Source organism: Corynebacterium argentoratense, from assembly GCF_021491455.1.
GTDB classification, from domain to species: Bacteria; Actinomycetota; Actinomycetes; order Mycobacteriales; family Mycobacteriaceae; genus Corynebacterium; species Corynebacterium argentoratense_A.
Genome location: NZ_JAKETN010000007.1, coordinates 76,782 through 99,638 on the forward strand (window position 1 = coordinate 76,782; position 22,857 = coordinate 99,638).

The following is a 22,857-nucleotide window of genomic DNA, read 5'->3' on the forward strand; positions in this document are numbered from 1 at the left end:
GTGAATAGGCATTTTTCTACCTGTACGCCGGTAGCGAACACCATGAAAAATCGGTGGAAAATTGCAGGAAATAGCAAAACGGCACTCGGGATGGATAACCATCACCAGAGTGCCGTTGTTATTCAACGCGAAGGGCGAAAACCTTTAAGTTTTAAGCCTTCTTGCGTCGGATTAGTGCAGCGCCAGCCAAGCCAAGCAACGCTGCTACAAACATCAAGCCTGCGGTGTTAGCACCGGTAGCGGCCAGCTGCTTGCGGGGAGCCTGAGCAGGCGCCTGAGTAGCAGCCGGAGCCGGATTGGACTTTTCGATGCCCTTCACCGGAGCGGCCGGAGCCTCGGTGGTGGTCTTAGGCAGACCCTTCACTGGGGTGGGCTGTGTCGGCTGAGCGGGCGTGCTGGGGCCAACCTTCGGGGTGGAAGAACCGCCACCCATGATCAGCGGGATCAGCGGAACGAAGGGGATCAGGATGAGCCACCAAGGAATCTCGCTGCTGCTCGGCGGGGTAGTGGGAGGCGGGGTCGGCTCAGAGGGCTTCGTAGGAGGCGTGGACGGCTCAGACGGCTTAGACGGCTTCGTAGGAGGCGTGGACGGATCAGACGGCTTCGTAGGAGGCGTGGACGGCTCAGACGGCTTCGTAGGAGGCGTGGACGGATCAGACGGCTTCGTAGGAGGCGTGGACGGATCAGACGGCTTCGTAGGAGGCGTGGACGGATCAGACGGCTTCGTAGGAGGCGTGGACGGCTCAGACGGCTTCGTAGGAGGCGTGGACGGCTCAGACGGCTTCGTAGGAGGCGTGGACGGATCAGACGGCTTCGTAGGAGGCGTGGTGGGGGTATCCGCATCGGCGGCACCTGCCGCGCGAACGTCCACGGACTTTTGGTTGGTGCTGATCGTCTTGATCTCGTCAGCAACGCCGTTAGCGGTGTTGGTGTAAGTGCCGTTTACCAGCTTGTCAGCGGCACCGATCATGTTGCCGAAAACGATGTTGCGATTTGCGGGAACGGTGGGCACCTTGATGGTGACCTTTTCCTTCTCGCATTCAAGGGTCCACGGGATGTCTTTAATCTCGGAACCATTAAGACCGTCGGTCATCTTGAGGTTGCCCTTGGTGGAATCGCAGTTGAAGTACCACTTGGGATCGGCGGAATCGTCGGTGATGACCAGGTTGTGCAGCTCTTTGTCGTAGGCAGGCACGTTCACGCGCCAAGACAACATCTTCTGCAAACTGAAGAACGGGTGGTCCGTGGGCAGGGTTAACCAGCCATCCTTGCGGAAGATCCAGTCTGCGGCACCGACGCTCGGCTTAATGTTGATATCAATAGACTTGACGTCCTTGAAGGTCACCTTGGAAGGCTTGTCAGCCTCGGTTTCCTTACCGCTGACGATGGCGCCAACGCTGACCCAACCGCGCGGGTTTTGTAAGCCTTCAACCTTTTCGTTGAACACCACGGTGAGGGTGCCGTCGGATCCGTAGCTACCGCAGCCGATAACCTCGGAGCTGCCTTCCGCAAGGATGGGGAAGGTCGGCACGGCATTTTGTCCGGCGCTGAAGTATTCCTGAGGAACCTGGATGGTGAAGAAGCTTCCGGTCTTCAAGGTGGTTCCGGCGGAGGTCCAGTCGAACTTGATGTCGACGGACTGCCCCTTGGTGAAGGTGTCTGTTTCTTTGCCGTCGGCTAGGATGTGAACGTTGGTGATTGCGCGCGGGATCTCGGTGGTCGTTGCAGCGCAGGTTTCCACCGCTACTGCGGACTGCGGTGCGATGACGCTGCCGAACGCGATGCCTGTAGCTGCGATCAGCGAGACCATCTTGCGACGCATATTCTTGGGCGAGTGCCCGAAAGTGCTGTGCATAGTTTTCCTTACATGGTAAGCATAAAGGGTAAGCATAGAGGCTTCCGTCGGCCAAGTTATCGCAATTCTCAGGAATTTTCAAGCTTTACCTCATATTGGGGCTATTTAGCCGCACTTGCGCTATCCGTTTTTATCACACTAAAGTTAGCCGCTGTGAATAATTTTGAGATTGCGGATCATGACGCCGCGACCCTCCAGCACCTCACCCACAACAACACTGTTGTGCGGGTGTTGGGCCTCATCGCTTTTCTTCTTGCGACCGCTGCTGTCATCGTCAGCGGTGTCCATAATGCGCGCAATCCTTTCGAAGAGTTCCCGGCGTTCGACACCCCGGGGCAAAAGTTGATTGCCACCTATTCCTATTTCACCCTGTGGTCGAACATTGTGGGCGCTGGTTTGGGCCTGGCCTATTTCCTAGGCAATCACGAGTCCCGCTGGGCCGCAGCCGCCCGGATTGACGCGGCGATGATGCTGCTGGTGACTGGCCTGGTGTACAACTTCGTGTTGGCCGACGGCTCCCCCAGCGTCGGAACATATCGTTTCACCAACCCGGTGGAGCACATGATTATGCCGGTGTTGATGCCAGTGATCTGGATATTGTCGATGCCGCGAAGAAAACGCGCCGATATTACCCCCATCAATATCGGATTGGCGTTGATCCTTCCCATCATCTGGTGCGTGTGGACTTTTGCCCGGGGCGCCGAGACAGGTTGGTACCCCTATTTCTTCCTCGACGTCAACGATCTCGGATATGCAGCGGCGTTGAAAAACACCGCCGGCGTATTCCTGCTGTTCTTCGTGTTGATCGCGCTGCTCGCTGGGGTTGAGCAATTGCTGCGCCGCCTAGGAATGCGGCGCTGAGCCTATTTAGCCTGTGGCTATTTCGCTTCGGGCTTGACCATCGGGAACAGGATGGTTTCGCGAATACCCAGACCAGTCAGGGCCATGAGCAGGCGGTCAATGCCCATGCCGCAGCCGGCAGTCGGCGGCATACCCTGCTCCATTGCGGTGAGGAAGTCCTCATCCAACACCATTGCTTCTTCATCGCCACCAGCCGCTAGGCGGGCTTGGTCCTCGAAGCGTTCACGCTGGATCACAGGGTCAACAAGCTCCGAGTAACCGGTCGCCAACTCGAAACCGCGCACGTAGAGGTCCCACTTTTCGGTGACACCCGGCTTGGAGCGGTGCTGGCGGGTCAGTGGAGAGGTCTCGACCGGGAAGTCGCGCACGAAGATCGGCCCATACAGCTGGTCTTCACACAAGTGCTCCCAGATTTCCTCGACGAGTTTTCCGTGACCCCAACCGCCCTTGGCCGGCACATCCAAACCAATGACCTTTGCGATTTCTTTGAGCTCGTCGACGGTGGAGTCAATGGTGACCTCCGGCTGGCCGGGGAACTTCTTGGCCAGGGCCTCGTTGAGCGAGGGGTACATTTCGATGGACTTCCACTCGCCACCCAAGTCGTACTGGCTGCCATCAGCCAAGGTGACAGTGGTGGATCCGAATACCTCGCGGGCAACAGACTGGATCAAATTCTTGATCATCTCGGCACCATCGTCGTAGGTGCCCCATGCCTGGTACGTCTCCAGCATCGCGAACTCAGGGCTGTGGGAAGAGTCCACGCCCTCATTACGGAAGTTACGGTTGACCTCGAAGACGCGCTCGATGCCGCCCACAACGCACCGCTTGAGGTACAGCTCGGGAGCAATGCGCAGGTAGAGGTCAATATCCAGGGCGTTGGAACGAGTCTGGAAAGGACGTGCGGCTGCACCGCCGTGCAGCGTCTGCAGCATCGGAGTTTCAACCTCAACAAAGTCCTGGGACTCCAAGTAGTTCCGCAGCGCGCGCATCACCTTAATACGGGTCATGGCGTTGGTACGTGCCTGCTCGCGCATAATCAGGTCGGTGTAGCGATGACGAACACGGCTGTCTTCGCTCATATCCTTGTGCGCAACCGGCAAGGGGCGCAAAGACTTCGCAGCCATGTGCCAGCTCTTAGCCATGACCGAAAGCTCACCACGCTTGGAGGAAATAACCCGGCCCCGAACAGAAACAAAGTCACCCAAATCGACGTCCTGCTTCCAGGAAGCCAAGGCATCCTCCCCCACCTCAGCCAGCGATAGCATAGCCTGCACCTGAGTGCCATTGCCCTCCTGCAGCGTGGCAAAGCACAACTTGCCGGTGTTACGGACAAAAATCACGCGGCCGGCAATAGCAACCTCAACATCGGTTTCCTCGCCAACTTCCAGCACACGCGCACCCTCCGGCACCTGTAGTGCGGCAGACGCGGCGTCATCATCCGAGGGCTTGTTGACGACAAACTGCTTGCGCAAATCGCTAATAGAAATAGTGCGGTCAACTTCAACCGGGTAGGCCTCAACCCCAGACTCCAGCAGCTTGGCGCGCTTATCGCGGCGAATCTTCAGCTGTTCCGGCAGGTCTGGGGTGTTATTGGCTTGAGTCATGCAGACAATGGTAACCCCCAGCCGGGTGCCAAACCAACAGGCACCCAGCCAAGAGGCATCTGTTAAGCGGCCGGGGGTGTGAGCGCGGCGTCAACAATCATCTTCGCTAGCTCGCTTCGAGCATCATTGGCGAATGACGGCGCGATCGCGCACAGGGTGTCAGCCTGCCGCTTGATTGCATCAATAAGCCCTAGGTGCTGATAGCCCAGGTTCAGGTTGACCAACTGCGTTGAAAAGTCGAGGTAGCGGTTGCCTTCGTAGTCGTCGAAGCTGAATACCCCGATGGGCACCGGGATGGGCACATTGACACCCACCATTCCCACTTCGATTCCGTATTGGAATCCGCGGGCTGTGCTCAATCGGCGCCGGGAATTGGAGCTTGATGCGCTGGGCCGCTTGCGGCAACATGCTGGGGATGTCCCGGTGTGGACGTTGCCGCTGCTTGATCATGATGTCGACGCACCCAGTTTGCAGGCGCTGATGGAGCAATCACTGGGGTAGATTAGTGGGCATGGCTGAACAGAAACCCAACGTGCAACCCACCCCGGACCGTGGCCCGCTGCTTTTGAGCATCATCGTGGGCTTGTCGGTGATTTGCACCGTTGTCATGCTGTTTAGCGGCAGTACGGGGGCGATGAAAATCGCGGTGATTCTTGCCTTATGGGCTGCGATTTTGGGGCTGATCTTGGTGGCGTCTTACCGCCGCCGTTTCGAGCTTGAGCGCGAGCGTCTGCGTAGTGAAAAGGCGCGTTTTGTCGCCGAGCTTGAAAAAGAGCAGATTGCTCACCGCGAGCAGGAGCTACTTCTTGAGCAGCGTTACTTGGACAACCTTCGTGCGTCCCAGGACGAAACCTTGGCGGCAATCCGTGCACAGTTGGACACTGTTCGTAGCCAGATTGAAGCGTTGACTGGCACGGTGATGAGTTTCGAGGCCCCGGCCATTTCCGCGATGTGGGCGCCACCGCAGGAGCTGGGGGCAGCTCGAAATGCGCCGCAAGCGGAGGATTCCCAAGAGCCAGTGGAAGCTGAACCTGTCACGGGCGAGTTTGAGGCGACCGGCACGAATAGCGATTCTGATCAGGACGGCAGCCACTTTGACACCTCCTCCTTCGCGAAGGTCAGTTGGGTATCTCCAAAGGATGATTCCGCTGATCACACCACCGCTGTGCGGCCGGAACCGAAGCCGGAGCCCAAGGCAGAACCGAAGCCGGAACCGAAAACAGAGCCCAAGGCAGAACCGAAGCCAGAACCGAAACCGGAGCCAAAACCTGAGCCCGAGGCTCCGGTGCAAGCTCGCACCGAGGTGAAGGCTGAAGCCCAGCCGGCACCGCACGCCCAGGAGGACAAAGCCCGCGGTGGACGCCGCCGTCGTGATGAGCACCAGGGCGGACTCTCCGTAGCTGAGTTGCTCAAACGCAGCCAGGGTAACAGCTAACATCTAGCTAACGTCCTATGGCCACCCCTACAAATCCCGTGACCCCTGCAAACCCCGTGAATCCCGCGACTGGCCGGCGCACACTGCGCTTCGATGTACTCGATTTAACGGAAGATACCTTGGCTTTGGCAGACATCCTCCGCCAGGCCGGGCACGTCGAATGCTCACCCCTAGATGATCCACCCATGCCTGCGGAGCTGCAGGTGATTGCGACGGCAAGCACCGCGACGTCATCACCCATGGTGATCGGAACACACGATGTTGCTTTAAAAGACATCGCCGCGGATGTACCGATGCTGTGCACTCCCATCGATGACGCACTGGTGGTCACCGCACTGGATTCGGTGGGATACACCATCGCCGAGCTGCTCTTTTCCAGTGTTCGCCCCGGGCAGATCGCCCTGCCGCCGGAGGGTCGCGCGCAGTTCGCCGAGGCTTTCAACAACTACAAGCAGGCCCGCGCCGCACTACTTCTAACCATCCCCGACACCACGGAAGGGCCCCAGCTATGACGCATACTCCCAGGGTGCTCACTGAGCCGCATTTGGTTCGAGCGATCGCCAAGGCCTACCGAGGCAAAGGCCGGCCTGTGGTTGTGGTGCCCGTGTGGTCGCAGTGGCATGCGGGCCACGCTGCGGTGCTTGATGCCGCGCGTCGGGTCACTGGCGGTGTCGTGGTTGTCGCCCATGACGGCGAGGTGCCTCCGGATCTGTCCGCGGACTTCGTGGTCCCCCTGGCCGCCGCCCCGCAGCAGCGGCTGGTTCCTTCGCCTGAACTGCTGGCGCAGCGCCTTGCCACACGCGGCGAAGATGCCCTGCTGGCACGCCTGTTTGCCACGGCCGCGCAGGTGAGCGCTACCGATATGTTCCTCGGCGACAAAGACTATCCGCTGCTGGTGGCACTCCAGGGTTGTTTGCGGGGGTTCGGTTTGGAAACGCGCGTGCATACGGTTCCTACGGTGCGCATGCCGGATGGGGTTGCGGTGTCCAATCGGAATGCCGGGTTGTCGCCTGCGGGTCGTGACGCCGCGGTGGTTGTTGCAGCAATCATGACTGCCGCGCATTCTGTGGCGGAGCGTGGGCCGGCGGCGGTCAAGGACACCGTGCATGGGTTGCTTGCCGACAATGGGCTGGAGGCGTTGTACGTGGATGTCACCGCCCCGGATTATTCCCCAATCCCCGGGCACGGTCCTGAGGGTCCTGAGGGTCGTGAGGGCACTGACGGTGAGGCACCGCAAGAGGGTCGCTTGTCTGTTGGCCTGATAGATCCCGCGTCGGGCACGCTCATTTCAGATACTGTGGCTTTGCAGTTTGTTGCCGCTTCTTCCCCTGCTGGTGAGCTCGCGCCCGGTATCACCGTCGAGGACGTCAAGGCACACACGGGGTGCGACATCAAGGTGGCTCCCGGCGTCGCCTAGCACTCCCCCGCCGAAGGCGAAGGCGAGCGCGGTTTAGGCTGCTGACTCGCCGTCGATCGGCGGGACTTCGCAGGATCTCTCGAGCCACAGCCCTGCCGCGGACAATCCGATGCCTCCCGCCGCGCTGAGCAGCACGGCCGGGAGGTCTTCGCCTGCCGAGACCAGCTGCGCAGCCTTGGGCACCACATACAGTCCGATGCCGATGTAAGCACCCGCGGCGATGGCACCGGTCCAGGCACTCGCCCGTCCGATGGCCAACCAGTTGGCGATCGCGATGGGCGACATTTGCGAGCGGTCGAAGCCCACTGTGCCCTCTTCGACGTTGCGGCGCACCACCCTCGCCATCACGGCGCACACAGCGGCAACGAGCCACAGCATCGCGGCAACACCTGCGGATAGCGGCGGCATGTCGCTGTAAAAGCCGTAGGTGAGGATGGCTGCGGCGGCTGCAACAAATGCCCCACTTGCCACGAGTACTGTGATGTTGGTTTTCTTCACAGTGTTACTCCTTCCATCCTCGTTATAGCGTTGAGTTCCGCCGGGGGCAGTGCCTCGAGCAGTTCTGTAATGCTGTGTCCCCCAAGGGTAGCGGTTGGTTCGATCTCTAGCCAGGGCACAAGCACAAATGCCCGTAGTTGGGCGCGGGGGTGCGGGACGGTCAGGTGGGGATCGTCGGAAGCGTAGCCCTCAATATCAACGATGTCGACATCCAACGTACGCGGCCCCCATCGTACTTCGCGCACCCGGTGGGCGTCGGCTTCGAGCTGCTGACATTGGCGCAACAATCCCTCTGCCCACTGCGCGTTTGTCGTCTGTTGCGGCCATGTGACGCGAAGTGTGGCGTTGTAGAAGTCTTCTTGTTCTACCCCTCCCCATGGCGGCGTGACGTACACACCGGAGCAGCGCACATCAGCACCGCTGTCGCGGAAATAATTAATGACGCCGCGGAGCCTACGCACGCACGTGTCTGCATCGCCTATGTTGGCGCCGATGGATAGTACTGCGGTGGCGCTCATGCCCGCTCCGACCTGGTTTTTCTGCTGCGGCGGGCGACGACCGCGACGTCATCAAATGTTAGGGGGATGGGGGCGTTGGGTTTGTGGATGGTCACCTCGATTGCGTGGAGTATGGGGTAGGTGTCCATGATCGTGTCGGCGATGGTGCCGGCGACGGTTTCGATCAGGTCGACGCTCGGCCCAGCGAGGATGCCGTGGGCAAGTTCGGCTAGCTCCCCGTAGTGGACAGTGCATTCAAGCTGGTCGACTGGCTGCCCTTCGGCATTGCGGGGGAAGTCCATCCAGCAGGTGATGTCGGCGATAAATTCTTGGCCTTCTGCTTTTTCGTGCTCGAACACCCCGTGGTAGCCGTAGGCCCGCAGGCCTGTAAGTTCGATGCGATCAGCCATGGTGTGACGCCCCCAGTGAAAAGTCTGTGCTTGTGGTGGAGTGTGCGGTTGCGATCGCGTGTGCGACGTCAATGGCATCGCGGGTGGAGGCGACATCATGGACGCGGACGGCCCACACATCCTTCGCAGCGCACAGTGCGCTTAATGCTGCGGTTGCGGGGTCGGCTGCGCGTGGGCCGCTGTCCAGCCCGCGGTCTGCGCGGATGGCTTGGAGGAAGCGTTTGCGGGAAGCACCGATAAGCAGGGGGTAGCCGAGTGCGCTTAAGCTGTCGAGCCCTGCGAGGATCTCCCAGTTGTCGCGCGGTGTTTTGGCGAACCCTAGCCCGGGGTCGAGGATGATCTGTTCATCTGTCACGTCGGCTGCCTTCGCGTCGCGCACGAGTGCATGGAGATCGTCGTGGACTTCCTGCAAGGCGCTGCCCGGCGTGTGGGCGGTGCCTGCGGCGTCACCGTAAGCGTCGGTGCGCCATTGCATGAGGATCGCCGGCAAGCCGGTGTCCGCGATGGCCGCAAACATGTCCGCATCCGCGCGACCACCGGAGACGTCATTGATATAGTTCACGCCGACTTCTGCACAGGCACGAGCGACGGATGCGCGCATCGTATCCACACTAGTGATGACGCCGCGGGATGCGAGTTCGCGCACAACCGGCACGACGCGCGCGAGTTCCTGTTCTTCGGACACGCGGGTTGCGCCGGGACGGGTGGATTCCCCGCCGACGTCGATGATGTCCGCGCCGTCATTAATCATCTGTTCGGCGTGCGCCAGTGCACGGCTGGGGTCGAGGTAATTGCCACCGTCGGAAAAAGAATCCTCGGTGACGTTCAGGATGCCCATCACGAGGGTGCGGCCTGGCTGGTTGCTTTGGACTGCGCTGGAATCGTTCACGATGCTTCACCTAGTTCAGACCCGGTTGAGGTCTGGTTAGGGCCTAGTTGGGGCCTTGTTTTAGCCGCGGATGAGGGAGAGCACTTCGGCGCGTGATGCGGCGTTAGCTTTGAACCCACCGCGGACAGCGGATGTGGTGGTGCGGGCGCCCGGTTTGCGGATGCCGCGCATGGCCATACACAGGTGCTCGCACTCGATGACGACGATGACTGACTGCGCGCCCAGTTTCTCGACTATCGCGTCTGCCACCTGGGTAGTGAGGCGTTCTTGCACCTGCGGCCGTTTAGCGAAGAGGTCAACCAGTCGAGCAAGCTTCGATAGCCCGGTGACCTGTCCGTTTTTCCCAGGGATGTAGCCGATGTGGGCGTGGCCGAAAAAGGGCACCAGGTGGTGTTCGCAAGTGGAGTAAATCGGGATGTCCTTGACGAGCACGAGTTCCTGGTGGTCCTCGCTGAAGGTCTTATTCAGAACTTCTGTGGGGTCAACGTGCAGGCCGGCGAAGACTTCCTCGTAGGCACGTGCGACGCGCGCGGGGGTGTCTTGCAGGCCTTCGCGATCGGGGTCTTCACCCACCGCGATGAGTAGTTCGCGGACTGCAGCTTCCGCGCGCTCACGATCAAACATCTATTAGTCCTCGCGCTCCGGGCTGTCGGGATTCTTGAGGTGCTTGGGCGCGGGAGTATCCCACGGGAAGCTCTTGTGTTCGTCGGCGGCAGGCTGCTCTTCGATCTCGGCGTCGGTAGCGGTGCCGTGGCCTTCTGCATCCGTCTCAGGCTTATCGCTGACAGGTTCATCAGCGACGACCTCTGGGTGGTCCGGCTTTTCGTGCGCGGGTAGGGCGAAGCCGTACTCTTCCTGCTCCACAGGTGCGGCGCTAGACTGCTGGGCCTCAGGAATGCCGGTGTGGAAGCCAATCTCCTCCGCCGGCTGCTGGGGCTGCTGTGCCTGTGCTGGCAGACCGAACTGACCGTCGGAGCCGGGGGTGCCGTAGTTGCTCCAGCCCGGGTGCTGACGGTAATCGCCCGAGCCCTGCTGCTTGCCGTCTGCGGGCCAACCAGGAACAGTCCACCCAGCAGGCGGCGGGGTGCCACCGTATTGCCGGGGCGCAGCCGGCTGCTGCGGTCCATGCTGGCCTGACTGCTCAGACTGGGCAGGGTTCGACGACTGCTCAGGCTGCCCAGGTTGCGCGGCGGAACCGGGGTCGGCGGGGAACATGCCCATCTGCTGCTGGCGCTCGAGCTCAGCCTGGCGGCGGGCACGCGCAGCACGGGACGCCTCGATAATATTGAAAGGCTTCGGAGGCTCTTCACCACGCTCAATCGCGAGCTCGGTGGGGGTCTTCACCGGCTCCAAGCCTTGGCTCGGGAAGTAATCAGACTCGCCCGGGAACACCTCGATGCGCTCCTCCTTAGGCATGTCCTCAAACAAAGCCTCAAGGTCGGGACGACGCAGTGTCTCCTTCTCCAACAGCTTGGTTGCGAGCTTGTCCAGGTATTCGCGGCGCTCCTTCAAAATGTTGTAGGCGACCTCATGGGCCTTACCAACCAAGTAGCGGACCTGCTCATCAATCTGGTTAGCAACCTCAGGACTGTATTCCAACGTGCCGCCGCCACCGCGACCGGAGAAAGGATCACCCTGCTCCTCGCCGTATTTCACGGTGCCCATCTGCGGGCTCATGCCATACTCGGTAATCATCGCGCGGGCAATCTTGGTCGCCTGCTCAATGTCGTTGGACGCACCAGTAGTGGGTTCGCCAAACACAACCTCTTCAGCAGAGCGGCCGCCCATTGCGAATACGATGCGGGCGAACAACTCGTTGCGGTTGTACATACCCTTGTCGTCCTCTTGGGCAGTCATCGCATGCCCACCAGTCTTGCCACGGGCAAGGATCGTCACCTTATAAACGCGCTCGATGTCCTTCATCGCCCACGCGGCAATCGTGTGACCACCCTCGTGATAAGCGGTGACCTTCTTCTCCTTCTCGGAGATGATCTTGGAGGAGCGACGCGGACCACCAATCACACGGTCGGTAGCTTCTTCCAAAGCATCGCCGGTAATGACGTTGCCGCCCACACGAGCAGTCAACAGTGCAGCCTCGTTGAGCACATTGGCCAAGTCCGCACCAGACATACCCGCGGTGCGCTTAGCCAACGCCTTCAAATCAGCGTCCTTGGCGAAAGGCTTACCCTTAGCATGAACCTCCAGGATCTGCTCGCGGCCTTTCAGATCAGGGTTAGTCACCGGGATCTGACGGTCGAAACGCCCAGGACGCAGCAAAGCCTGGTCCAAAATATCCGGGCGGTTGGTGGCAGCAATAAGGATGACGCCCTCGCGGTCGCCGAAACCATCCATCTCCACCAGCAACTGGTTCAATGTCTGCTCGCGCTCGTCATGGCCACCGCCCATACCGGAGCCACGCTGACGACCCACGGCGTCAATCTCATCAACGAAAATAATGCAGGGGCTGTTTTCCTTCGCCTGCTTAAACAGGTCACGCACTCGGGAAGCACCCACGCCGACGAACATCTCGACAAAGTCCGAACCCGAAATAGAGAAGAAAGGCACCCCGGCTTCACCAGCGACAGCTCGCGCCAACAAGGTTTTACCCGTACCGGGCGGGCCGTACAGCAACACACCGCGCGGAATCTTCGCGCCCAAGGCCTCGTAGCGGGAAGGATCCTGCAAGAAATCCTTGATCTCCTGCAGCTCATCAACTGCCTCATCGGCCCCCGCGACGTCATCAAAAGTGTTGGTCGGCATATCCTTGGTCAGTTCCTTCGCACGGGAACCACCAATGCCAAACATGCCCATTCCGCCACCCTGCATGCGGGTGATCATGAACGTGATCAAACCAAACAGGATCAACATCGGCAGCAGCATCTGCAACATCGAACCCAAGAAGGAATCGCGGGAAACCTTCGTGGTGTACTTCTCAGCGCCGGAAGCCTCAACCTTGCTGAAAACATCCGGAGTAACCCGCGCGGGGTATTCCGCAACGACCTGCTCGATGCCGTCCTTTTCGTCAACGCTAATCGGGTCCTTGAGCTTCAGCAGAACCCGCTGCTCGCGATCAGCAATACGCGCTTCTTTAACGTTCTTATCGTCCAGCTGCTTCATCGCCACCGACGTGTCGACGGGCCGATAGCCGCGGCTAGTGTCACTAAAAACGGTGAACACGTACAGGGACATCAGCACAATGGCCGCAATGGCACTGATGCGCAGAAGCTTCTTATTGTCCATAGATAAACGCCCGCGCCCACCTCATGACGTCGCGACACTCACGGCCTGTTGGGGCGTGCGGGTCTGCACGTGGATGGAGGGCGCAGGGACCCTTCCTTAGCTGCAGTTTGTTGGTTTCTACTACTGTAACGTGCCGACGGCCGTCAATGTTCCCCGGGGTAGCGAAAACCGCAGGCATCAACAAGGAATTCGAAGTGATGCATTTAACATTTACGCATGGGTAGGATTCATCTAACCTATCTACCATTCAGCTAATCCGAAATGTGGGAAGAATTCTTCATCGACCTAAAAGCGAAAATGATTATATACTCCGCTAATTATTCCGGCCATTGGCTTTATGATCATTCACCACGCGCTATCTAATTGTCCGCGTAGACGCTCGGTTTCAGGCTCGCCACAAACGGCAAATCACGGCCACGCTCCGCATAATCCAAGCCATATCCCACCACGAACTCATTGGGAATATCAAACCCCAAATCAAACAACTCAACCTTAGCCTTCACCGCATCAGGCTTACGCAGCAACGCAACAACCTCAAGGCTCTTCGGCCGACGATTCTTCAAATTCTTAATCAACCACGACAACGTCAAACCAGAGTCAATAATGTCCTCAACAATGATGACATTCTTGCCCTCAATATCGCGGTCCAAATCCTTCAAAATCCGCACCACACCAGAGCTCGACGAAGAATTACCGTACGAAGACACCGCCATGAACTCCAACTGGCAAGGAATAGTCATCGAACGAGCAAAATCCGTCATAAAGAACACAGCCCCCTTAAGCACCCCCACCAAAATCAGGTCCTCAGACTCATCACGGTAAGCATCCGACACACGCTCAGCAAGCTCCCGCACCCTCGCCTGCAACGTCTGCTCATCAATCAACACAGCCTGCAAATCATCCGCATAGCGGCCCTCAGGAATGTTGAAGTCCGGATTGTCGTACAGTTCGTACTCTTCGTACATAAGCAAAAAGTCCTTTTAACCAAGGTTGAGGCCAGTGCGATCCACCTCAAGCTTGCCACCTCTGCGGCGCACTTCCAACCTGCCGCCCCCAACCCCGCCGTCAGCCCTGCGCACAGCCACCGCCCCCTGCCCACTCCACGCGACAATCAACTGCACCACAGCACGAATACTCCCACCCGTCGGATCCGCCCCCACCAGCCGCAACCAACGCGCCACCACACGCCTCACAATCGGCACAGGCTGCCCCTCCAACACCTTCACGCTCAATGACGCCGCCCCTCCCGCAACCACCGCGACGTCATCGCGCAACACATCACACACCGCAGTATCAAACACAGCATCAGCCAACTCATCCAACAACGCCGCATCCTCCGCAACATCATCAGCAGCCAACGCCACAGCCCCAACCTCAACAAACGGCATCACCCGCCGACGAACACGCACACGCTCAAAACGCTCATCCGAATTATGCGGATCCTCCCACACCGGCACACCAACCTCCACACACGCTCCACGCGTATCCGCACGCCGCACCGACAACAACGGCCGCACAACCTCCACACCCCCAACAACAGACACAGGACGCATAGGCGAACAAAAACCCCGCGACGCACTCAACACAAACGTCTCCGCCTGATCATCCGCCGTATGCCCAACCAACACCCGCCCAAACCCCGCATCAGCAAAAGCCCCAAAACGCCCCGCACGCGCCGCAGCCTCCACACCAACACGAGCCACCGCGACGTCATCAATCACAGCACGCAACACCACAGCACGCGCCCCCAACTGCTCACACACACCAGCCACCCGGCGCGCCACCCCACCACTACCCGACTGCAAACCATGATCCACAACAACCGCATCCACCGGCACCCCACCAGCATCCGGACCAACCTCCGCCAACACCCCCAACAACAACGCCAACGAATCCGCACCACCCGACACACCCACCGCAACACTACCCCGCCCACCAGCAACCCCCGCGGCGTCAACACCCTCCCACCACGCACGCACAGCACGACGCACCGTCAACAAACACGGACTACGACGCGGCAACTCCCACACACCCACATGCGACGGCACAACTACCCCTCACGCAGCACAGACGCCAACTCATCCAACGCCGCACGCGCCGGCAACACCTCCGACTCATTCGACACAAAACCAAAGCTATACACGCGACCACTATCCGCAGTCACCACACCAGCCAAACCACTCGTCGTCGTCAACGTACCCGTCTTCGCACGCACCCAACCAGCACCATCCAAACCATCAAAACGCGACGCCAACGTGCCCGAGCCATGCGCGACCGGCAACAAATCCGGCAACAACCGCACACGCGCATCACTGCCCGCACCAGCCAACACCGCCGACAACACGGACGCCGGAATCCGATCATCGTCGCTCATGCCCGAGCAGTCATCCAAGTGCACCCCCTGAACATCAAAACCAGCCTCAGACAACGTTGCCAACACCGCAGCACCACCAGCCGCAGCATCAGGCGCCTTAACCCCGCGAGCAGCCGCAACCTGACGCCCCAACGACTCCGCCAACACATTGTCCGAATGCAACATCATTTCCCGCACGCGATCCACCAAACGCGCCGACTGCACCGACGCGACCTTACGCGCCACATCAACCTGCTGCGCATCCCCCTTGTCGCCCTTGTCGCCCTTGCTGGTCTTGCTGGTCTTGCTGTCCTTGCTGGTCTGGTCACGCTCGGCGGCAACTGTATCCCCCTGCGCGGCCGACAAAACAGCACCATCCCAATCCACATCAATCTCCCCCACACCCAAACGCGACGCAAACTCCCGAGCCACATCCATCGACGGCGAATCCGACCGCGGCACATCCCCCGTCGACGCACCCACACGCGCCCCATGCAACATCGCAGGCTCAATCGGAGCAATAAAGCCCTCTGTAATATTCTCCTGCCCCCACTTGTCCAACCACGACTGCTGCGACCACACACTCGCATCCACAACAACACGCTCCGGCTGCACCCCAGCAGCCCTCACCTGGCCAGCCAAATCATCCAACTGCTCCCCCGACAAACCCACATCACCCCCACCAACCAACACAACAGTCCGACCACCATCAACCACAAACACATCAGTCGACACACGATCATCCAAACCAAACGTCAACAACGCAGCCGCAGCCGTCAACACCTTCGTCGTCGACGCCGGACGAACCCCCACCGACGCATCCTTCTCCCACACCACATCCCCCGAAGACACATCACGAACACTGCCCACCAACTGGCCCAAACGACGATCCCGCCCCAACACATCCAACTTCGCCCGCAACACTTCCGCCTCCGAAGCAGACAACGGCGGCGCCGACACCGCAGCCGCAGGCAACGACGGCGCAGAAACCACCGCGACGTCATCAACAATCAACGAATCCCCCGCATGAGCACGCAATACCGCAACACTCACAACACCCACAACCGCCGCACCAGTCACACCAGCCGACGCCAACCACCATTTTTTCGCCATGCACCAACCATAAACCAACCCCGGGGTACACTAATGAGCCATGAGCATCGAAGTAACCATCGAAATCCCCAAAGGCTCCCGCAACAAGTACGAAGTAGACCACGAAACCGGCAAGATCTACCTCGACCGCTACCTGTTCACCCCCATGGCCTACCCGCTCGACTACGGCTTCATCGACCACACCCTCGGCGAAGACGGCGACCCCCTCGACGCACTGGTCATCCTGCCCGAATCCGTGTTCCCCGGTGTGATCGTCAAGGCCCGCCCGCTGGGTGTGTTCAAGATGACCGACGAAGCAGGCGGCGACGACAAACTGCTGTGCGTCATCGACGACGTCCGCTACGAGCACTTCCAGGACATCAACGACGTGTCCGACTTTGTCAAGGACGAAATCGAGCACTTCTTCGTCCACTACAAGGACCTCGAGCCCAACAAGGAAGTCACCGGCTCCGGCTGGGGCGACAAGGCAGAAGCCGAAAAGATCCTGGCAGAAGCCATCGAACGCCACAAGTAAAACCCCGGGTGCAGTTCCGGGTGCAGTTAGCGCCCTCCGATAGGTTCCTTGGTGGGCTCCCTTGGCCTGCTGGCCGGTTATCTATACCGACCAGCAGGCCTTTTGCTTTTGGGCGTGCACAAATTTCGGGTGCACGGCAACCTTCGCCACTATTTCCCCAGGTCGCACCTCTACAACTGTCCGCCCACCCGAAATTTGTGCACATTTCCCTCCTGGTGGCCAACACGCAACTAACACAAAACTAGTTGCGTGTTGAGTGTTGCGCTTACGCCTTGCCGACCGTTAGGGCTGATGCGTGGCGAAAACTCCTCGGGTATAAGCCGTTGAACAGCGACGATCAACCCGCAACGCGTCTGCCTGCACACCTGAAACGCAATGAAAACGGGCCTTATGGGTGCCACGAACACACAACTACACACTCCTAACACACAACTAACACACTCCTAGTTGTGTGTAGAGTGTTGTGTTGAACCGTGTCTGGCCACTACCAGACCTCCACAGTGGAAAGGACCCGCTATGAATCCGGGCTCACTTGCGCTTCTCATTGATCAACTCCGGGCAGCAGGCAATGATCGGCACGATGTTGAAGTGAAGAGCGGCGTCGGCAAACTGCCATCACGAATGATGGAAACCGTGAGTGCTTTCTCCAACATGGATGGGGGAACAATCATCCTCGGATTATCTGAGAAAGATAACTTCCGCCCAGCCGACAGATTCAAAGCACGGGAGATCCACGACGCTCTGGCCACCCGTTGCTCTGATGCTCTAACCCCACCCGCCCGAGCGGTCATCGAAATAGTGGAATTCGAAGGCCACCAGATCGTAGTCGCCGAAGTCCCAGGGATAGCCCCTTCGGACAAGCCTTGCTATATCACCAGCCAAGGACGATACGGGGGATCTTTTGTGCGCACCGGGGACGGCAATCGGAAACTCACAAGCTACGAAATCGACCGACTCATCGAAAACAAGGTACAGCCCCTATGGGATGTTGAAGTAGTTGATAGTGCTACCTTGTCCGACTTAGACGACGATTTAGTAAACGCACTCCTGACCCGAGAAAAACGGATTAAAGCCCGGATTCTTGGAAAAATGAGTAACGAGCAGATCCTCAGCAACCTACGAATCGTCGCAAAAGATGAGGGTGGAACGCTCCGTCCCACGTTAGCTGGGCTGTTGGCACTCGGAGCGTTCCCCCAAAGCTTCTTCCCTCGGTTAACAGTTACGTGTGCCCTATATCCGGGCACTCACAAAAGCACCAACCCCAATACTCCCCGATTTGTTGACTCTGCCACACTAGCCGGACCAATTCCCTATCTGGTTGCCGATGGCGTTGCTTTTGTTGAACGCAATATGCGTACGGGAGGCATGATCGACGGCGCTTTCCGCACTGATCTCTACGACTATCCACCGATCGCGGTTCGCGAAGCTCTGGCAAACGCATTGATGCACCGTGACTATTCGCCACACAGCCGAGGCACCCAAGTACAACTGAACATGTACGCCGATCGGCTCGAGGTGACCAACCCGGGTGGTTTGTTCGGAAACGTCACCATATCTACGTTGGGCTCGTCGGGTGTCTCGAGCACCCGAAACTCTTTCCTGTCTTCGATCCTCGAGTCAACTCCCTACCCGGACGGTGGCTTCGTAGTAGAAAACCGCGGTACTGGCTATCAAGAAATCGAAGCTCGGCTCAAACACGACCTACTTCCTCCGCCCCAACCGAACGACACACTGACACAATTTTCGCTGACCTTTTTCCGTCGAGAAATGGCCGTGCCAGAAAGTAACGCTGCTGCCGGATTGTCGTCACGAGATGCAATTTTGGCTCATCTGGAGAAAGTGCACTCAGCGTCCACGCGTGAACTCGCGGCTGCAGCAGGCATAGGAATGGGTGGAACACGAAAGGTCCTCAGCCGCTTGATCGAGGAGAACCTTGTCGCTCGGACCGAACCTTCTAAGAGTCCGAAGCAACGCTATATTTTACGGCCCAGTGAGTAGTCCCTGCTGAGAGGATCAAGACCCGCATATGAAAAAAGCTAGCGAGCTCGCAGCTACGGTCACTTCGAATCTGCCACAACATTTTTCATTCCGCGATTCCCTTAAACTCGCACTTGAAAAGACAGGCTTGTTCAACCGCGAGCTTCCCCCTGAGGCCACAAAACAACAGCGCTGGGAGGCACGATTCGAGGGGCCATTACTGATTGTCTCCATCGTATTCCTCGCATTTTTCGCGTGGTACACCCTTGCGGAACCAGGAGGTTGGGCGGAGACGATTTCCGGTTATGCGTTCACACTTATTTGGGTTGTTTTCGGAGTCGACTACGTAGTGCGGCTCGTCCTTTCAGAACAGCGTTGGCACTGGTTCTTACGCCACATTCCCGAACTCATCCTTGTTCTGGTTCCGTGGTTTAGGCCGTTGCAAATTCTTCGAGTAGTGCCCACACTGTTGCTCCTACAACGGGTGTCCTCTTCCAACAAATCAATCACCGTTGCGACGTACACCATCGTCGGAACAATAATGATGGTGCTGGTCGCTGCACTGTCGATCTACGATGTGGAACATACCGCTCCCGGCACCGCTATCAACAGTTTCGGGGACGCGCTCTGGTGGTCGATTGTCACTGTCACCACTGTGGGCTACGGCGACATAGCACCTGTGACCGCATACGGCCGCGTCATCGGGATTGGCCTTATGACTGGGGGCATCGCTATCACCGGCGTACTCACCGCGACAGTTGCGGCGGCACTCGTAGAACAAGTGGACGGCGACAAAGAAGAGTTCAAAGCGACTGAGGCCAATGCTTATCAAGCTGAACTAGCTGATCTTAGAACTCAGCTCCGAACCTTGGAACAACAAAACGCAGAAATCAGCGCGCAACTCAATGCTCTGCTGCAGCACGCTAACACATCACCCAATTCCGATAAATAACGGGAACGGCCTCTAAAAAACTGCCTACCCCCTGGTGTGGCGTCCGAGTTTTTGCCTTGTGGCAACATAAAACGCATGGAGCAACAGGGCTGGCGGAGCAAAACACTGCCGACGTGGGAGCAACGACTCCGCACTGTCCTGCGCCCGGAAATCGGCCCCGACGCCAGCCCCCAAGCCCGGTGGGAAGCAAAAGTTGAAGGCCCGCTCCTTGTCGTTTCCATCATCTTCATTTTGCTGTTCGTCTGGACTTCCATCGACCAACGTTCTAGCTGGTGGATCACCGTAGCGGACCTAGGCATGTAGCTATCCTGGTGCGCCTTCGGCATCGACTACGCCGTTCGCCTGTACCTAGCGGAGCCACGCGGTCGATGGTTCTGGCGCCACCTCCCAGAATTCGCCCTCGTCGTGCTTCCCTGGTTCCGGCCACTACGCGTCCTGCGCGTCATGCCGAGCCTGTTCCTCCTGCAGCGCCTGTCCCCCACCAGCCGCCGCGCAACCGTTGCCAGCTACACGCTGCTCGGTAGCATCCTGCTCGTCTTGGTCGCAGCGCTTGCAGTCTATGACGCTGAAGCAACACAACCCAACAACGAGTTCACGACAGTCGGCGATGCCCTATGGTGGTCTGCTTCCACCATCACCGCGGTCGGCTACGGGGACCTCGCCCCCACAAGCGAAGTCGGCCGTATCATCGCTTCATTACTGATGATCGGCGGTATCGCCATCGCCGGTGTGGTTACAGCGTTGATCGCTGCCTGGTTGGTCGAACAGATCGAAGACGAATCGGACCAGCACCAAGCACGTCTAGCCCTGGAAAACCAGCGCGCGCTGCTCAGCGAAATCGACATGCTGCGCACCGAAATCCGTGCCCTCAAGCACGCTTTATCTGAAGATTCCAAAGACTCTCAAGAAACCTAGCGCTACCTCGCGAACATCATTATGCTGTAACCCATGACCAATATGGGGGGTTTAATTCACAGCAGGGCTCTGTCTAGGCGTCAGCGCGACCGCATTCTGCAGCTTCACCGCGACGGAGAAATGAAACGTATTTCAGCAGGCGTTTTCATTCCGTCGAGCACCTGGGACTGCTTAGGGACTCCCGAGCGCCTTCAAGCCCTCGCTGCAGCCAGCACGTTAACTAGAGAATCCTTCGCCGCTCGCAGCTACGCAGCCGCAGCCTGTCATCTTTTTCCGGTGCCGCCAGGGGCCACAGCATCCTTCATCGAGGCTCGGTATGTGCCCCAGGCATATCCTCATCGAGCGGTCGTTACTGTTAATACATGCTTTGGCCCGGCGCGTGTGCTCAGCCCATCCGCGACCATCGCGGACTTAGCCACTCAAGGAAGCGTTTATGATGCGGTACGAGCTGGTGATGCACTGGTGGCAGGCCAAGCAGATGCCCTCGATCCACTGCGCTCGGGACTGGAAAGTATCCAGAGGATTCCGGGGTCTCTACAAGCCCGGGTCGCGGCCGGGCTGCTCAGCGAAGGGATAGAAAGCCCTCGGGAATCCGATCTGAAGATCGCTATGTGGCTGGCTGAATTACCAGCTCCTCTAGCACAAGCTTCGATTGTTGATCTCGAAGGACGAGTCCTTGCCAGGCCTGACTTCTACTTCCGTCACTATAGGGTGGCTGTGGAATACGACGGGATGGGCAAACTCGAAGGAGCCTACGGTATCAGCACTGAAGAAGCAGTGCGACGGGAACGTCTCCGCGAACGGCGACTGAGCAACCTAGGCATCCGCGTCATCCGCTTCGACAAATACACTCTCGCGGACGGTTCAGCGATGGATGCTCTGAGGCAAGCTATCAATGGAACTGATGCGAGTATTCAACTAGCTAGTGGACTCGGTCGCGCTGTTACAGCATCTGGGAGGTCTTCCATTCGCGAAGCCCAGCGTTTCGAAGTTAGCGGAGGATTCCCCACATGGACGATGGCACCAACGGCTAGTGCGCTCCGAGCTTTCTAGAACCGAGCAGATTTTGTACCAAAATATCGGGTCGGGGACCCGTCACGGATCAGCGACCAGGGAAAACACGGGAACGGGTGTCCGCCGACCCGAAATTTGTGCACATTTCTAGCGCAACTACCGCGCTAGTCGATGTAACCGCGCGCTTGAAGGTAGGCCCGGGACACCCAGGCGAAAAACCCCACGGTCAGCAACCATATGCCGCATGCGAACAAGACGATGGCCCAGGCAGCGGCCTCGTAGGCGATCACGCAGCCCACGCCGGCAACGGTGGCTGCTCCCCCAACCCAAGACATCACTGCCGGAACGCGACTAGCGCGGGTCCACCAGCATGCGAGCAGCACCAGGTCAATGGGCGCGGTGAGTGCGAAGAAGCATAGGCCGGCTATCCCAATAGGAACCAGCATGTCGCTGTGCACCAGGCGCAGGCAGATCCAGGCGATTGCAGCACTGATGGCCACCACGACCAGCAGTCGGAGTGCGAAACTGCGGACAAGCGGCCGGGCATATGCATCACGCGATCCATCACGCGATCCATCACTCGATGCGCCAAGCGATGCATCACTCGATGCGTCCGCGGGGTGTCCGGCGGGTGTGCGCTCGGGGCTGTTGTCTAGCGTGTCCACTGCGTGTCCTTGTGTGTTTTGGGGCTGTGAAGGGGTTGGGGTGAAGACTCCGGCAGGTGGTGTCCTCAGGTGTGCTGCCCCCTTAATGTGGTGAAGGCGATCCGGGCGGGCCTGTCAGGCGGTATTGTAGAAGTCTAGCGTTTAGCGTTGTACATCTGCGCCGCGTCCAGCCCTTTAATTATTGCACTGGAGTATCCCACCGATGCCGCATACGTCGATTCCCACAGACCTTCTCGAATCGCCTTCTTTCCAGCTTGAGCGTTTGCGTCGTCGTACACGGGATGAGGTCGAGGCTTCTTTAGCGGACTACAAAACCTCTATTCGTGAGTATTGGGTGTTGACGAGTTTGGCGACAGGCAGCGCCTCCAGTCAGACCGCCTTGAGTGCGATTTTGGGGGTGGATGCGTCGGATATGGTGCGATTGATTGATGGCTTGGAGAAGAAGTCGTGGGTCAAGCGCGAGCGCGATCCGAAGGATCGTCGCCGGCAGATTGTTGCGTCGACGAAGAAGGGCCGTCAGGCGCAGAAGGAGTTGGCCGAGTTAGTGACTGCCGCTGAGGACCGTGCGTTGGATGAGTCCACGTCGAAGCAGTTGAAGCATTTGCGTAAGTTGGCGAAGGCGATTATCGCTGCTGAGGAGGATTAGGG

General features: G+C 58.8%; 25 protein-coding genes. 12 read left to right on the plus strand and 13 right to left on the minus strand.

The annotated features are described in order from the left end of the window. Nucleotides 1-151 precede the first annotated feature (151 nt). Complete coding sequence (locus tag L1C91_RS09490; protein WP_328219773.1) at nucleotides 152-1,855, minus strand: Ig-like domain-containing protein; 1,704 nt, start codon at nucleotides 1,853-1,855, stop codon at nucleotides 152-154. Nucleotides 1,856-2,008: 153 nt separating this feature from the next. On the opposite strand from L1C91_RS09490, the gene L1C91_RS09185 reads away from it, so the two are divergent. Further along, nucleotides 2,009-2,716: a Pr6Pr family membrane protein gene (locus tag L1C91_RS09185; RefSeq protein WP_234859004.1), complete on the plus strand. Its 708-nt coding sequence runs from the start codon at nucleotides 2,009-2,011 to the stop codon at nucleotides 2,714-2,716. 17 nt (nucleotides 2,717-2,733) lie between these two features. Here L1C91_RS09185 and lysS read toward each other — a convergent pair whose 3' ends face one another. Further along, complete coding sequence (lysS, locus tag L1C91_RS09190) at nucleotides 2,734-4,320, minus strand: lysine--tRNA ligase (protein WP_234859005.1); 1,587 nt, start codon at nucleotides 4,318-4,320, stop codon at nucleotides 2,734-2,736. Between the two features lie 62 nt (nucleotides 4,321-4,382). Then, entirely contained in the window at nucleotides 4,383-4,622 is a 240-nt protein-coding gene (locus L1C91_RS09195; protein WP_234859006.1) for an aminotransferase class III-fold pyridoxal phosphate-dependent enzyme, read from the minus strand. Here L1C91_RS09195 and L1C91_RS09200 point away from each other — a divergent pair. Genes L1C91_RS09200 through L1C91_RS09215 form a run of 4 tightly spaced genes read left to right on the plus strand, consistent with a single transcriptional unit; the run spans nucleotide 4,615 to nucleotide 7,172 of the window. Then, complete coding sequence (locus L1C91_RS09200) at nucleotides 4,615-4,821, plus strand: hypothetical protein (protein ID WP_234859007.1); 207 nt, start codon at nucleotides 4,615-4,617, stop codon at nucleotides 4,819-4,821. The two genes, L1C91_RS09195 and L1C91_RS09200, sit on opposite strands and share 8 nt — an antisense overlap. A 10-nt stretch (nucleotides 4,822-4,831) precedes the next feature. Beyond that, nucleotides 4,832-5,755, plus strand: a complete 924-nt coding sequence (locus tag L1C91_RS09205) for a DUF6779 domain-containing protein (RefSeq protein ID WP_234859008.1) — start codon at nucleotides 4,832-4,834, stop codon at nucleotides 5,753-5,755. A gap of 17 nt (nucleotides 5,756-5,772) precedes the next feature. After that, complete coding sequence (locus L1C91_RS09210) at nucleotides 5,773-6,267, plus strand: hypothetical protein (protein ID WP_234654744.1); 495 nt, start codon at nucleotides 5,773-5,775, stop codon at nucleotides 6,265-6,267. Continuing rightward, the gene (locus L1C91_RS09215) at nucleotides 6,264-7,172 is read left to right on the plus strand and encodes a pantoate--beta-alanine ligase (RefSeq protein ID WP_234859009.1); all 909 of its coding nucleotides are present in this window, start codon (nucleotides 6,264-6,266) and stop codon (nucleotides 7,170-7,172) included. Before L1C91_RS09210 ends, L1C91_RS09215 begins: the two co-directional genes overlap by 4 nt. Before the next feature lie 33 nt (nucleotides 7,173-7,205). Here L1C91_RS09215 and L1C91_RS09220 read toward each other — a convergent pair whose 3' ends face one another. From L1C91_RS09220 to dacB, 9 genes are all read right to left on the minus strand, one after another. Further along, the gene (locus tag L1C91_RS09220) at nucleotides 7,206-7,670 is read right to left on the minus strand and encodes a DUF3180 domain-containing protein (protein ID WP_234859010.1); all 465 of its coding nucleotides are present in this window, start codon (nucleotides 7,668-7,670) and stop codon (nucleotides 7,206-7,208) included. Continuing rightward, on the minus strand, nucleotides 7,667-8,188 hold the full coding sequence (folK, locus tag L1C91_RS09225; protein ID WP_234859011.1) for a 2-amino-4-hydroxy-6-hydroxymethyldihydropteridine diphosphokinase: 522 nt from the start codon (nucleotides 8,186-8,188) through the stop codon (nucleotides 7,667-7,669). The genes L1C91_RS09220 and folK overlap by 4 nt, the downstream gene beginning before the upstream one ends. Then, nucleotides 8,185-8,577 (minus strand): dihydroneopterin aldolase, encoded by a 393-nt coding sequence (gene folB / locus L1C91_RS09230; protein WP_234859012.1) that lies wholly within the window; start codon nucleotides 8,575-8,577, stop codon nucleotides 8,185-8,187. The genes folK and folB overlap by 4 nt, the downstream gene beginning before the upstream one ends. Next, complete coding sequence (folP, locus tag L1C91_RS09235) at nucleotides 8,570-9,415, minus strand: dihydropteroate synthase (RefSeq protein WP_234859034.1); 846 nt, start codon at nucleotides 9,413-9,415, stop codon at nucleotides 8,570-8,572. Before folP ends, folB begins: the two co-directional genes overlap by 8 nt. A 111-nt stretch (nucleotides 9,416-9,526) precedes the next feature. After that, nucleotides 9,527-10,090: a GTP cyclohydrolase I FolE gene (folE, locus tag L1C91_RS09240; protein WP_021012239.1), complete on the minus strand. Its 564-nt coding sequence runs from the start codon at nucleotides 10,088-10,090 to the stop codon at nucleotides 9,527-9,529. 3 nt (nucleotides 10,091-10,093) lie between these two features. After that, nucleotides 10,094-12,706, minus strand: coding sequence for an ATP-dependent zinc metalloprotease FtsH (ftsH, locus tag L1C91_RS09245; protein ID WP_234859013.1), 2,613 nt, complete (start codon nucleotides 12,704-12,706; stop codon nucleotides 10,094-10,096). 359 nt (nucleotides 12,707-13,065) lie between these two features. Beyond that, nucleotides 13,066-13,671 carry a hypoxanthine phosphoribosyltransferase gene (gene hpt / locus L1C91_RS09250; protein WP_234859014.1) on the minus strand — a complete coding sequence of 202 codons (606 nt, stop codon included), beginning with the start codon at nucleotides 13,669-13,671 and terminating at the stop codon, nucleotides 13,066-13,068. 15 nt (nucleotides 13,672-13,686) lie between these two features. Further along, nucleotides 13,687-14,754, minus strand: a complete 1,068-nt coding sequence (gene tilS, locus L1C91_RS09255) for a tRNA lysidine(34) synthetase TilS (RefSeq protein WP_234859015.1) — start codon at nucleotides 14,752-14,754, stop codon at nucleotides 13,687-13,689. A 2-nt stretch (nucleotides 14,755-14,756) separates the two neighbouring features. Continuing rightward, nucleotides 14,757-16,172: a D-alanyl-D-alanine carboxypeptidase/D-alanyl-D-alanine endopeptidase gene (dacB, locus tag L1C91_RS09260; RefSeq protein ID WP_234859016.1), complete on the minus strand. Its 1,416-nt coding sequence runs from the start codon at nucleotides 16,170-16,172 to the stop codon at nucleotides 14,757-14,759. A gap of 40 nt (nucleotides 16,173-16,212) precedes the next feature. Between dacB and L1C91_RS09265 the strand changes: the two genes are divergently transcribed. From L1C91_RS09265 to L1C91_RS09290, 6 genes are all read left to right on the plus strand, one after another. After that, complete coding sequence (locus L1C91_RS09265; RefSeq protein WP_234859017.1) at nucleotides 16,213-16,686, plus strand: inorganic diphosphatase; 474 nt, start codon at nucleotides 16,213-16,215, stop codon at nucleotides 16,684-16,686. A 516-nt stretch (nucleotides 16,687-17,202) separates the two neighbouring features. Then, complete coding sequence (locus tag L1C91_RS09270; RefSeq protein ID WP_234859018.1) at nucleotides 17,203-18,684, plus strand: ATP-binding protein; 1,482 nt, start codon at nucleotides 17,203-17,205, stop codon at nucleotides 18,682-18,684. Between the two features lie 28 nt (nucleotides 18,685-18,712). Next, nucleotides 18,713-19,615 carry an ion channel gene (locus L1C91_RS09275; RefSeq protein WP_234859019.1) on the plus strand — a complete coding sequence of 301 codons (903 nt, stop codon included), beginning with the start codon at nucleotides 18,713-18,715 and terminating at the stop codon, nucleotides 19,613-19,615. 75 nt (nucleotides 19,616-19,690) lie between these two features. Then, nucleotides 19,691-19,918, plus strand: a complete 228-nt coding sequence (locus L1C91_RS09280; protein ID WP_234859020.1) for a hypothetical protein — start codon at nucleotides 19,691-19,693, stop codon at nucleotides 19,916-19,918. A gap of 102 nt (nucleotides 19,919-20,020) precedes the next feature. Further along, nucleotides 20,021-20,530: a potassium channel family protein gene (locus tag L1C91_RS09285; RefSeq protein WP_234859021.1), complete on the plus strand. Its 510-nt coding sequence runs from the start codon at nucleotides 20,021-20,023 to the stop codon at nucleotides 20,528-20,530. 33 nt (nucleotides 20,531-20,563) lie between these two features. Beyond that, nucleotides 20,564-21,583, plus strand: coding sequence for a hypothetical protein (locus tag L1C91_RS09290; protein ID WP_234859022.1), 1,020 nt, complete (start codon nucleotides 20,564-20,566; stop codon nucleotides 21,581-21,583). Between the two features lie 125 nt (nucleotides 21,584-21,708). On the opposite strand, the gene L1C91_RS09295 is transcribed toward L1C91_RS09290, so the two are convergent. Continuing rightward, nucleotides 21,709-22,209: a hypothetical protein gene (locus L1C91_RS09295; protein WP_234859023.1), complete on the minus strand. Its 501-nt coding sequence runs from the start codon at nucleotides 22,207-22,209 to the stop codon at nucleotides 21,709-21,711. A gap of 202 nt (nucleotides 22,210-22,411) precedes the next feature. Here L1C91_RS09295 and L1C91_RS09300 point away from each other — a divergent pair, with 202 nt between their 5' ends. Continuing rightward, nucleotides 22,412-22,855, plus strand: coding sequence for a MarR family winged helix-turn-helix transcriptional regulator (locus tag L1C91_RS09300; RefSeq protein WP_234859024.1), 444 nt, complete (start codon nucleotides 22,412-22,414; stop codon nucleotides 22,853-22,855). The last annotated feature ends 2 nt before the right edge of the window (nucleotides 22,856-22,857 follow it).